8 protein-coding genes are annotated in these 12,849 nt (G+C 38.4%); all 8 read left to right on the top strand.

Annotated elements, in window-relative coordinates; genetic code table 11:
• The first annotated feature begins 14 nt into the window (after positions 1 to 14).
• Positions 15 to 1,319 (top strand): MFS transporter, encoded by a 1,305-nt coding sequence (locus E4635_RS02700; RefSeq protein ID WP_135525064.1) that lies wholly within the window; start codon positions 15 to 17, stop codon positions 1,317 to 1,319.
• Positions 1,320 to 1,366: 47 nt separating this feature from the next.
• Positions 1,367 to 2,338, top strand: a complete 972-nt coding sequence (locus E4635_RS02695) for a DUF6252 family protein (protein WP_135525063.1) — start codon at positions 1,367 to 1,369, stop codon at positions 2,336 to 2,338.
• Between the two features lie 202 nt (positions 2,339 to 2,540).
• The gene (lon, locus tag E4635_RS02690; protein WP_135525062.1) at positions 2,541 to 4,991 is read left to right on the top strand and encodes an endopeptidase La; all 2,451 of its coding nucleotides are present in this window, start codon (positions 2,541 to 2,543) and stop codon (positions 4,989 to 4,991) included.
• 90 nt (positions 4,992 to 5,081) lie between these two features.
• Positions 5,082 to 6,098: a type IX secretion system protein PorQ gene (gene porQ, locus E4635_RS02685; RefSeq protein ID WP_135525061.1), complete on the top strand. Its 1,017-nt coding sequence runs from the start codon at positions 5,082 to 5,084 to the stop codon at positions 6,096 to 6,098.
• 9 nt (positions 6,099 to 6,107) lie between these two features.
• Positions 6,108 to 6,791, top strand: a complete 684-nt coding sequence (gene cmk / locus E4635_RS02680) for a (d)CMP kinase (RefSeq protein WP_135525060.1) — start codon at positions 6,108 to 6,110, stop codon at positions 6,789 to 6,791.
• A 77-nt stretch (positions 6,792 to 6,868) separates the two neighbouring features.
• The gene (locus E4635_RS02675; protein ID WP_135525059.1) at positions 6,869 to 8,122 is read left to right on the top strand and encodes a nucleoside permease; all 1,254 of its coding nucleotides are present in this window, start codon (positions 6,869 to 6,871) and stop codon (positions 8,120 to 8,122) included.
• 390 nt (positions 8,123 to 8,512) lie between these two features.
• Entirely contained in the window at positions 8,513 to 10,285 is a 1,773-nt protein-coding gene (gene rpsA / locus E4635_RS02670; RefSeq protein ID WP_135525058.1) for a 30S ribosomal protein S1, read from the top strand.
• Between the two features lie 110 nt (positions 10,286 to 10,395).
• Positions 10,396 to 12,849 (top strand): DUF7619 domain-containing protein (locus tag E4635_RS02665; protein ID WP_135525057.1); only part of this gene is annotated, 2,454 nt, incomplete at its 3' end.

Genomic DNA, 12,849 nt, shown 5'->3' with positions numbered 1-12,849 from the left:
AAAATTTATAAAAGATGAAAACACTTCAAAAAGGAGACAAAAAACTGTTGAATGCCTGGGCATTTTATGATTGGGCGAACTCTGTTTACAGCCTGGTGATTGCCTCGGCGATCTTTCCAATTTTTTATAATGCATTATTCAAAATCAGGGGGAATAATTATGTGGATGTCTTCGGGTACCATTGCAAAGACACAGCCATGATAACATTCGTTACGGCATTGGCCTTCCTGATTGTAGCCTTTATTTCGCCTATCTTGTCGGGAATTGCAGATTATATCGGCAACAAAAAATCATTCCTGCGTTTCTTTTGCTATATGGGCGGTTTGTCCTGTATCGGGCTATATTGGTTTAATGTTGAAAATTTCTTTATCAGCTATACGGTTTATTTGTTTGGATTGATAGGTTTTTGGGCGAGTTTGGTCTTTTACAATTCCTACCTTCCCGATATTGCCTTTCCCGAGCAACAGGACAAAGTAAGTGCCCGTGGGTTTTCGATGGGGTATATCGGCAGCACTATTTTACTGATTATCAACCTAGCGATGGTAATGCTGTCCCCGGACGATCAGAAAATGGAAATGATGCGGTATTCTTTCCTGATGGTCGGCATTTGGTGGATCGGCTTTAGCCACATTACCTATTATTATTTGCCAAACGGGGCTTCAACCGGTCATAAAGTTACAAAAGCAGTTATTTTTGACGGTTTTAAAGAATTGAAATTGGTTTGGAAGGATGTCAAAAGCAATATCCCTTTAAAAAGATATCTGGGAAGTTATTTTGTATTTATTATGGCCGTTCAGACCGTTATGCTGGTAGCTACTTATTTTGGAGCCGAGGAAATCAGCTGGGAAACAGAAAGTCAGAAAACCACCGGTTTGATTATTAGTATTTTAGTGATTCAGATCGTTGCAGTTATAGGAGCAATCCTAACTTCCAGGGCTTCGGGGAAATTCGGGAATATCAATACCTTGATCTTTTTGAATGGTTTTTGGGCGGTGTTATGTGTTTTTGCTTATTTTGTGGAAACACCGAATGAATTTTACGCGACCGCAGGATTTGTAGGTTTGGTAATGGGAGGGATTCAGTCTTTGGCGCGTTCAACTTATTCCAAATTATTACCGGAAACCACAGACACGGCTTCATACTTCAGTTTTTACGATGTTACCGAAAAAGTCGGGATCGTAATAGGAATGTCCATATACGGAATCATTGACCAGGTAACAGGTTCCATGCGGAATTCCATTGTGTTTTTAGGGATTTTCTTTGTCATAGGGCTTTTGTTATTGTTAAGGGTGCCGAAACAAAATGTTACCAAATCATAAATAATTATATATTTGTCAAAAAAATAAAAAAATTAACCCCTACCAAGATGAATAAACTAAAAACCTCTTTCGCATTTATTTTGTTATTTGCGACCGCATTTTTTTCTTCCTGTACAACAGAAATAGAACCTTATGAAGGGACTATTCCAGGTGCCAATAACCCGTCTAATCCATCTAATCCTTCTTCACCAGCGGTTTTCAAAGCTGATTTTGACGGACAGACATTTACCGCAAATACTATCCAAGCGATTGTAAACAGTGATTATGTTGCTATTACAGGAATAAAATCATCGGGAGAATTTTTCCAGATTACGATTCCCGGGGCTACGGTAGGCACATACACTTTAGATATGACTAACAGTTCTTCTATGCCTTTTGGATTGATTTACAGTGCGGGTTCCGGAAATATACCGTATTTGGCAGCCGATGACGATACAGGTGATTTTGCCGGTTTTGCAAATTATACCGATACTGCCCAAATCGTTATTTCAAGCATTGACACTACCAATAAAAAAATATCAGGGACATTTAAGTTTACAGGTGTACGATTTGCATCTGGTTCAAGCACAACTATTGAAACCAAGGTGTTTACAAATGGAGTATTTACAAATTTATCCTATGCTGCAGATGTAGTAGCACCAACCGGAAATACTTTTACAGCTAAACTGGATGGTGTTGATTTTGTTCCAACCAATATAACCGGAGTCAGAACAAGCGGATTGATAGCCATAACCGGTAGGAGAGGAAACATAGAGAATATCGGCTTGGCAATTCCTGATACTGCAACCGCTGGTTCAACCTATACATTTACAGAACTTGACTCAACAGTTAGAGGGCAATATATCCTGGATGGCACTGCTACGGGTATATTCGGAGGTGCAGGTACCATGACCATAATTTCGCATGACACTACAACCAAAAGGATAAAAGGGACTTTTAGTTTTACGGCCAGTACCATGATGCCACCTATCGTGACGCATCAAATTACAGCGGGAACATTTGATGTTACTTATCTGTAACAGATTAAAATTGACATAACAGGAATCCCGTAGGCTTTTTAGTGCACGGGATTTTTTTATGGCATAATACTTGACTTATTATAGTAGGCAATCGATAAATTATTTTCTTATTTATTGATTTTCAGCAAGATGATAGTTTGTAATGTAATAACTTTGTAGTACGGGCTGTCTATGTTTAATGACAAAATGACTTAAATACAATATGTCTCAACAAAAAATAATCACCATTGACAATTTGTCACTACAGGAATTTGATTCGGAAGCGGATTTAATCCCACTTCTTACACCGGAAGATGAAGAAGAAATGAATAATGAGGAACTTCCGGCAGATTTGCCAATTCTTCCCCTTCGAAACACCGTGCTTTTCCCCGGTGTGGTCATTCCTATTACGGCGGGCAGGGATAAATCGATAAAATTAATCAATGACGCGAATGCTTCGGATAAGATCATCGGCGTTGTTTCGCAAAAGAATGAAGAAGATGAAGATCCGTCCGAAAATGAAATCAACAAAGTCGGTACGGTGGCCAGGATCCTTCGTGTCTTAAAAATGCCGGACGGTAACGTAACGGTAATCCTTCAGGGGAAAAAACGTTTCGAAATCGATCAGGTGACCACAGCCGAACCCTATCTAAGGGCGACTATCAAAGAAGTTTCCGAAGAAAGGCCTGTCGCAAAAGACAAGGAATTTTCAGCCATCATTGATTCGGTCCGGGATTTGGCGATTCAAATTATAAAAGAAAGCCCGAATATTCCAACCGAGGCTACTTTTGCCATAAAAAATATAGAAAGCAATTCGTTTTTAGTCAATTTTGTTTCTTCCAATATGAATCTTTCTGTGGTAGAAAAACAGGAATTGCTGGAAGTAAATAATCTGAAAGACAGAGCATTGTCTACTTTAAAGCACATGAATATCGAACTCCAGAAATTGGAACTTAAAAACGATATCCAGTCTAAAGTGCGTTTCGACCTGGACCAGCAGCAGCGGGAATATTTCCTGCAGCAGCAAATGAAAACCATCCAGGAAGAACTGGGCGGTGCCTCGCATGAAGAAGAAATCGAGGAAATGCGTAAAAAAGCCTTGGAAATCAATTGGGATGCCAAGACCAAAAAGCATTTTGACAAAGAAATTTCCAAACTGCAGCGCACAAATCCGAATTCCCCGGATTTCGGGATCCAGAGGAATTACCTGGAATTGTTTTTGGAATTGCCATGGAACAAGTTTTCAAAGGATAATTTCGATTTGAAAAGAGCCCAGAAAATATTGGACAGGGATCATTTCGGTCTTGAAGATGTCAAGAAAAGAATGATAGAACATTTGGCGGTTTTAAAACTGCGAAATGATATGAAATCCCCAATCCTGTGTTTTACAGGACCTCCGGGTGTTGGTAAAACGTCTATCGGGCGTTCGGTTGCAGAAGCTTTAGGTCGTGAATATGTGCGTATGTCGCTGGGTGGCTTACGTGATGAGGCAGAAATCCGCGGGCACAGGAAAACCTATATCGGCGCCATGCCGGGAAGGATTATCCAGAGCTTGAAAAAAGCAGGAACTTCCAATCCGGTTTTTATCTTGGATGAAATCGATAAATTGTCGAGCAGCAACCAGGGCGACCCTTCTTCTGCTTTGCTGGAAGTTCTGGATCCGGAGCAAAACAAGGAGTTTTATGATAATTTCCTGGAAATGGGATTCGATTTGTCTAAAGTCATGTTTATCGCTACTTCCAATAATATCGCCAATGTCCAGCCGGCTTTGCGTGACCGTATGGAAGTCATCAATATGACAGGTTATACGATTGAGGAAAAGGTTGAAATCGCGAAACAGCATTTGGTACCGAAACAAATCAAGGAACACGGATTGACCACCAAACAGATTTCTTTAGGAAAAAAACAAATCGAGAAAATAGTAGAAGGTTATACTCGTGAATCCGGAGTACGTGGCTTGGAGAAAAAAATCGCTCAAATGGTCCGTAATGTGGCAAAAAGCATCGCCCTGGAAGAAGAATACAATGTTAAGGTAACCGATGAAGATATAGAAAAAGTACTTGGCGCTCCAAGAATGGAACGGGATAAATACGAAAACAACGATATAGCCGGTGTCGTTACAGGTTTGGCCTGGACAAGCGTTGGAGGCGATATTTTGTTTATCGAATCGATTATTTCTGCTGGGAAAGGCGGCCTGACTTTTACAGGGAATATGGGTACGGTCATGAAAGAATCCGTGACCATTGCCATGGAATATGTGAAAGCCAATGCGGAAAGGTTAGGAGTGAAGCCGGAAATTTTCACCAAAAACAATATCCACGTGCATATCCCTGAAGGCGCTACGCCAAAAGACGGGCCAAGTGCAGGAATTGCCATGCTGACTTCCCTGGTTTCTTTACTAACCCAAAAAAGAGTGAAGAAAAACCTGGCCATGACCGGAGAAATCACCCTTAGGGGAAGAGTCCTTCCGGTTGGCGGGATAAAAGAAAAGATATTGGCTGCCAAAAGGGCAAAAATCAAAGAAATCATTTTATCGGAAGAAAACCGGAAAGATATCAATGAAATCAAAGCGGAATATGTAGAAGGGCTTACGTTCCATTTTGTAAACGAAATGAGCGAAGTATTGGCTATTGCCATTACCAAAGACAAGGTAAAGCACCCTAAAACATTATAATTTAAAACGGCTAAATTTTTTAGCCGTTTTTTTTGGAAAAAATAATATCTTCGCTTCCGCGTTATATTGTTTCAATCCGTACAAATTTCAATGCAAAAAAAACTCTTTATCCTGGTGTTGCTGATTATGACTTATTCAACCTATAGCCAGGTGGGTGGACAAAGCGTATACCAGTTTTTAAACTTGATTTCCTCGCCACGGCAGGCTGCCCTGGGTGGTAAAACCATTACTATTCATGATTATGATGTGAATCAGCCCTTGTTCAATCCTGCAACAATCAACGAGGAAATGAATGGCAGGCTGGCCCTGAATTACGGAAATTATTTCGGTGACGTGACCTATGGGACCGGAGCCTATGCCTATACTTATGACAGGCATCTGCAGACGTTTCACGCGGGAGTTACTTACATAAACTATGGTAATTTTGACGGACGGGATGAAATGGGCCAATCGACAGGAGAATTTACAGGAAGTGAAATCGCATTATCGCTAGGGTATGCGTATAATGTGCCCTGGACGAAATTGTATATCGGTGCCAATGCGAAATTTATTTCTTCAACACTTGAATCCTATAATTCCTTTGGTGTTGCAGCAGATTTGGGTGCGATTTACGTAGACGATAAAAACGATATCAATTATGGCCTGGTTGTCCGGAATTTAGGGACACAGGTCACCACATACGCCGGTCAGAACGAAAAACTGCCGGTTGAAGTAATCGCTGGGATTTCCCAGGAATTGGAAAACGTGCCCATCCGATGGCACCTTACGCTGGAAAACCTCCAGAAATGGAAAGTTGGTTTTTCCAATCCGGCCAGAGGAGAGCAAACTATTGACGGAGAAGTGATTGAAGAGAAAGTGGGTTTTCTTGGAAATGCTTTCCGACATGTTATTTTCGGGGCCGAGGTTTTTCCTAAAAAAGCCTTCAGTTTGCGCGTGAGCTATAATTTCCGCCGCGCCGCCGAACTTAAAATAGTGGAACAGAGGACTTTTTCGGGTATTTCTGCTGGATTTGGAATCCGATTCACTAAATTTAGGTTCGATTATTCTTATTCGAGATATACATTAGCATCAAATACCAGTTTATTCGGTTTGATGATTAATCTTTAAATTTTAGTTTTGAATACAAAAATTACCATCGCCATTGACGGATTTTCCTCTACGGGGAAAAGCACTTTAGCCAAACAATTAGCCAAACACCTGGGTTATATTTATGTGGATACAGGAGCCATGTACCGTGCCGTAGCTTTGTACGCCATGGAACAGGGTTATATTTCGGCGGAAACTTTTGACAAAGAAAGCCTAATCCGTGATATCCCTCAGGTAAAACTGCATTTCGAATTCAATGCTGATTTGGGTTTTGCCGAAATGTTCCTCAACGGAAGGAATGTCGAAAAAGAGATCCGTACCATTGAAGTTTCCGGTTTTGTGAGTAAAGTAGCAGAAGTTTCCCAGGTACGTGCCAAACTGGTTGAACAGCAGCAGGAAATGGGAAAAAACAAAGGTATTGTTATGGATGGCCGTGATATCGGGACGGTTGTTTTTCCTGATGCCGAACTTAAAATATTTATGACGGCCAGTGCGGAAACCCGTGCCCAGCGCCGTTATGACGAACTGATTGGGAAAGGTGATGCCGTTTCTTTTGAAGATGTCCTTCAAAACGTGGTAGAACGCGATTATATAGATACCCACAGGGACGATTCCCCACTTGTAATAGCTGATGATGCGATCGAGATCGATAATTCCCATCTGACAAGGGAAGAGCAATTCAATATCGTTTTGGATTTGGTTAATAATATTTAATTAAAATGAGTCGTACAATTATTTTTATTACTAGATTTACCGGCTTTTTTTAATCAAACAAAACCAAAAACAATTTTATGAATATTAAATTTAGATTAACACTAATGAGTTTCCTTCAATTTTTTGTGTGGGGAGCCTGGTTAATTACTGTTGGAAATTATTGGTTTGCAACAAAACAATGGAGTGGTGCCGAATTTGGAGCCATTTTTTCTACACTTGGAATTTCATCTATTTTAATGCCGGCCATTACAGGTATTATCGCTGACCGTTTTTTAAATGCTGAAAGGCTTTACGGGATACTGCATATTATTGGCGGTTTATGCATCGCTTACTTGCCGCAGGTAGATAACCCGACGCATTTCTACTGGGTGATTTTTGCCGCTATGATGTGTTATATGCCTACCATTTCCTTATCCAATTCCGTTGCTTATAATATTCTGAAAAACAATGATTTTGATGTTGTGAAAGTATTTCCTCCTATTCGTGTTTGGGGGACAATAGGTTTTATTGTAGCCATGTGGATCACGAATTTGACCGACAACAAGGCTTCGGCCAATATGTTTTATATTTCGGCTTTTGCGGCCGTTATTTTAGGGATTTATTCCTTTACGTTGCCTAAATGCCCACCCCAGAAATTAATTGACGAGAATGCTTCACTGGCCAAAAAACTGGGCTTCGATGCTTTTAAATTGTTCGGGACTTACAAAATGGCTTTGTTCTTTGTTTTCTCTATGTTCCTGGGAGGTGCTTTGCAGCTGACGAACATGTATGGAGATACGTATTTGTCTGAATTTTCGAATATCCCGCAATATAAGGATTCATTTGTGGTGAAATATTCCACGATAATCATGTCGATTTCCCAAATATCGGAAACCTTGTTTATTTTGGCAATCCCGTTCTTCCTGAAACGTTTCGGGATCAAACAGGTAATGCTCATCAGTATGCTGGCCTGGGTATTGCGTTTTGGCTTGTTTTCTTTTGGTGATCCGGCCGGCGGTTTATGGATGATCATACTTTCTTGCATTGTTTACGGGATGGCTTTTGATTTCTTCAATATCTCAGGGTCATTGTTTATAGAAACCACTACCGATTCTAAAATCCGTTCTTCGGCGCAAGGGTTGTTTATGATGATGTCTAACGGTTTTGGCGCTTTCTTCGGGGGAATCATTAGCGGTATTGTAATTGACAGGTTTTTTACTCACGACGGGGCAAGGGACTGGCACCATATCTGGCTTGCATTTGCAGGATATGCCTTGATAATCGCGATTGCTTTTGCTGTATTGTTCAAGCACAAGCACAATCCTAAAGACGTGGAAAGCGTAACGCATTAAAAATTAATCTTACCTAATTATAAAGGAACCCGGTGGCTATTGCCCATCGGGTTTTTGTTTTGAAACAGTGAAGCCTAGCCCCGGTAGAGCCAAATATCCTTTTTCCTGATGCGGGACCTTGTTGCGGCAGCAAAAGCCGGATTTGCCGGAAAAAGATATGGGCGATGACGGGAATAAGCTCCTGAAAATACAAACTGCTTGATTTCCTGCAAATTATGTAAATCATAATATTTAAAAACCTTTTGTAATTCCGAAAAAAAGAATTACTTTTGCACACCTTTTGGCGGTTAGCGTTTCCTTTAGGTATCAATTATTTATGTAAAACACTTCTGTAGTTTTCTACCGCTTTATGAAACACGAGAGAATACAGAATACAAATTTTTATCAGACATGTCTGAAACATTAAAATCACAAGAAGAGTTTTTATCAACGTTTAACTGGCATAACTATGCTGAAGGTATTGATGCTGTTGATGAAAGCAACTTAAGAGAATTTGAAGAATTAGTTGCAAAAACTTTTATTTCAACAGATCAGGAAGAAGTTGTAGAAGGAGTAGTAGTAAGAATCACTGAAAGAGATGCTATCGTTGACATCAACGCTAAATCTGAAGGTGTTATTTCTTTGAACGAATTCCGTTACAACCCAGGTTTAAAAGTAGGTGACAAAGTAGAGGTATTAATTGACGTTCGTGAGGACAAAACAGGTCAATTGGTTTTATCTCACCGTAAAGCCCGTACTATCAAAGCATGGGATAGAGTTATCGCTGCTAATGAAACTGGAGAAATCGTTAATGGTTTTGTAAAATGCAGAACTAAAGGAGGTATGATCGTTGATGTATTCGGAATCGAGGCTTTCTTGCCAGGTTCTCAAATCGATGTGAAACCAATCCGTGATTACGATCAATATGTAAACAAAATGATGGAATTCAAAGTGGTGAAAATCAACCACGAATTCAAAAACGTTGTTGTTTCTCACAAAGCGCTTATCGAAGCGGATATTGAAGTTCAGAAAAAAGAAATCATTGGTCAATTAGAAAAAGGACAAGTATTAGAAGGTGTTGTTAAAAACATTACTTCTTACGGTGTGTTTATTGACTTAGGTGGTGTTGATGGATTGATCCACATTACTGACCTTTCTTGGTCAAGAATCAACCACCCAAGCGAAGTTCTTGAATTAGACCAGAAATTAAACGTTGTAATCCTTGATTTCGATGATGAGAAAACAAGAATCCAATTAGGTTTAAAACAATTGAACGCTCACCCATGGGATGCTTTAGATTCTAAATTGACTGTAGGTGATAAAGTAAAAGGTAAAGTAGTTGTCCTTGCGGATTACGGTGCATTTATCGAAGTTGCTGAAGGTGTTGAAGGTTTGATCCACGTTTCTGAAATGTCTTGGTCTACGCACTTGCGTTCTGCTCAGGATTTCGTAAAAGTGGGTGATACTGTTGAGGCGGTTATCTTGACTCTTGACAGAGAAGAAAGAAAAATGTCTTTAGGTATCAAGCAAATGACACAAGATCCTTGGACTGACATTACTTCTAAATACCCGGTAGGTTCTAAACATACAGGTACTGTTAGAAACTTTACAAACTTTGGAATTTTCGTAGAATTAGAAGAAGGAATCGACGGATTAGTATACATCTCTGACCTATCTTGGACTAAAAAAATCAAGCATCCATCTGAATTCATCAATGTTGGTGAGAAATTAGATGTTGTTGTTTTAGAACTTGATGTTGAAGGACGTAAATTATCTTTAGGCCACAAACAAACTACGGCTAACCCATGGGACAAACATGAAGATGCTTTCGCTGTTGGAACTATCCACAACGGGGTAATCGCTGAAATTGTTGACAAAGGTGCTACTGTAGATTTCGGAGATGATGTTATTGCTTTCATTCCTACCCGTCACCTTGAAAAAGAAGATGGTAAGAAATTGAAAAAAGGCGATGCAGCTGATTTCAAAGTAATTGAATTCAACAAAGAATTCAAAAGAGTCGTAGCTTCTCACACTGCTATTTTCCGTGAGGAAGAAGAGAAAAACGTGAAAGCTTCAAATGACAACAATTCATCAAACAACAATATCCCTGCTGCTTCTACATTAGGAGACAACAATGATATCTTGGCTGAATTGAAAGCTAAAATGGAAAAAGGAGGGAAATAATCCCAGTCTTTTTTAAATATAAGAGCCCTGCATTTTGCGGGGCTTTTTTATTCAGAATAATCAATTTAAATGGTGTGTTTCACACTATATTTGCACAAAAAATTACATAAATGAAAAAACTTTACTTTTTGCTATTGGCTATTGGCTTTTTTACTGGTGCTGAGGCACAGATTATTAACTTTCCGGATGATAATTTTAAGCAAGTTTTACTTCGTCCCAATCAGTATCAATTTGCGGTTAATCCAGTTACTGGAATGCCATACCAAGTGAATATTCCAGTTGCAAGAAATATATCTGGAAGCCCAATCCTGATCGATCAGAATAATGACGGTCAGATACAAGTAGCTGAAGCACAAAATGTTTATTCTTTATCTTTGGATAATTTTGCTGGTTTACCCTATGAATTTTTTGGTATGACTGTTAATATTTCAAACTTGTCAGGAATAGAGTATTTTACAAATCTGCAAAGTTTGAACTGTAGTGAAAATGATTTAACATCCTTACCTGTAAGTCCACTTATTAATCTAAAGTATTTATCCTGTGGTGAAAATCATTTAACATCATTATCTTTAAGTTCTCTAGTTAATCTTCAATATTTAGATTGTAGAAGTAATAATTTTACTAGCGTTAATCCGAATCAAAATCCAACTTTAAAATATTTAGACTGTTCGTTTAACCCGCTTACTAGTTTAAATGTTACTCAGAACCTTGCTTTAGAAACTTTGGAATGCACTAATAATCAACTTGTTAGTTTAGATGTAATACAAAATTCAGCTTTACTTAAATTGAATTGTACTGGTAATCAACTTACTAATTTAAATGTAACACAAAATCCTTCATTAGTTTATTTGTATTGCGCAAATAATCAATTGGCTAGTTTAGATCTAACACAAAATCATGCTCTGGTACAATTTTGGTGTGAGAATAATCAATTTACTAGTTTAAATGTTACTCAGAATTTTACTTTAGAAGAATTGTTGTGTGCTAATAATCAACTTACTAGTTTAAATGTTGCGCAAAATAGTAATTTAGTATCCTTAAATTTTGACAACAATCAGCTTACTAGTTTAAATGTGGCGCAAAATCCTAAATTGATGGTTTTATCGTTTGACAACAATCAATTAGTCAGCATAGATCTATCACAGAATCCTCTTTTAAGCTTTTTATATTGTGATAATAATAGTCAATTGAAAAATATCTTCATAAAAAATGCAAAAAATGAAGACACTTTTAATTTTAATAATTGTCCTAATCTTACTTATATATGTGCTGATGAATCTCAATTAACAAGTATTCAAAATGCAATCACACAATATGGATACACTAATTGTCATGTAAATTCTTATTGTTCATTTGTACCTGGTGGCCAATTTTACACGATTCAAGGAAATCAAAAATTTGATGCCAACAATAATGGCTGCGATGTTGCAGATACTTCATTGCCTAATTTAAAATTCAATATTACTGATGGTACGAATTCAGGAAGTCTAATTTCTAATGCAGTTGGAAATTATTCAATTCCCGTTCTAGCCGGAACACATACAATTACACCCGTTTTTGAAAACGCTTCTTATTTTAATGCTTCCCCATCAACGGTAAATGTTACTTTTCCAACGCAGGCAAGCCCTTTTATCCAAAATTTTTGTATAACCGTTAATGGTATTCACCCTGATTTAGAAGTTTCAATTTTACCACTTGTTCCTGCAAGGCCTGGTTTTGATGCAACATACAAATTGGTTTACAAAAACAAAGGAAATACAACTCAATCTGGAACGGTAAATGTAACGTTTAATGATGCTGCTTTAGATTTGGTTACTTCGAATCCTGTTGCTACTGCTTCAACAAATAGCTTATCTTGGGCTTTTACCAATTTAGTACCTTTTGAAACAAGGGAAATCGCTTTTACACTAAATGTCAATTCCCCTATGGAAACACCGGCAGTTAATGGTGGCGATATCTTACATTATACAGCTTCGATTACTTCAGTGGCTACTGACGAATTGCCTAATGACAATACCTTTGAGCTAAACCAGACAGTAGTCAATTCCTTCGATCCTAACGATAAAACATGTTTGGAAGGCGCAACTATTGCACCAGGCAAAGTTGGAGAATATGTGCATTATATGATCCGTTTTGAAAACACGGGAACTTTCCCTGCCCAGAATATCGTGGTTAAAGACATGATCGATACGGCCAAATTTGATATCAGTTCATTAGTTCCGATGAAAGCAAGTCATTCGTTTACAACAAGAATTACCGAAGGCAATAAAGTCGAATTCATTTTCGAAAATATCAATTTACCTTTTGACGATGCCAATAATGACGGTTATGTAGCTTTTAAGGTAAAAACCAAACCAACATTGGTTTCAGGCAATACTTTCAGCAATACGGCCAGCATTTATTTCGATTATAACTTCCCGATTGTGACCAACACCGCTACTACAACCATTGCAGCATTAGGTGTCCAGGATTTTGAATTTTCGAATTATTTTAATGTTTATCCGAATCCGGTGCATGATGTATTGACTATTTCTGCTAAAGAAACCATCGAAATCAGTTCTATC

Origin of the sequence: Flavobacterium humi (assembly GCF_004745595.1) — a bacterium.
Taxonomy (GTDB): domain Bacteria; phylum Bacteroidota; class Bacteroidia; order Flavobacteriales; family Flavobacteriaceae; genus Flavobacterium; species Flavobacterium humi.
The sequence above is the reverse complement of the archived record's forward strand: the minus strand, read 5'-3'. Positions and strand labels throughout refer to the sequence as shown.

What these genes read in the sequence shown, in the direction of transcription:
- E4635_RS02700 (WP_135525064.1), top strand. Translation starts at nt 15, where the DNA reads ATGAAAACACTTCAAAAAGGAGACAAAAAACTGTTGAATGCCTGGGCA.
- E4635_RS02695 (WP_135525063.1), top strand. Translation starts at nt 1,367, where the DNA reads ATGAATAAACTAAAAACCTCTTTCGCATTTATTTTGTTATTTGCGACC.
- lon (WP_135525062.1), top strand. Translation starts at nt 2,541, where the DNA reads ATGTCTCAACAAAAAATAATCACCATTGACAATTTGTCACTACAGGAA.
- porQ (WP_135525061.1), top strand. Translation starts at nt 5,082, where the DNA reads ATGCAAAAAAAACTCTTTATCCTGGTGTTGCTGATTATGACTTATTCA.
- E4635_RS02675 (WP_135525059.1), top strand. Translation starts at nt 6,869, where the DNA reads ATGAATATTAAATTTAGATTAACACTAATGAGTTTCCTTCAATTTTTT.
- rpsA (WP_135525058.1), top strand. Translation starts at nt 8,513, where the DNA reads ATGTCTGAAACATTAAAATCACAAGAAGAGTTTTTATCAACGTTTAAC.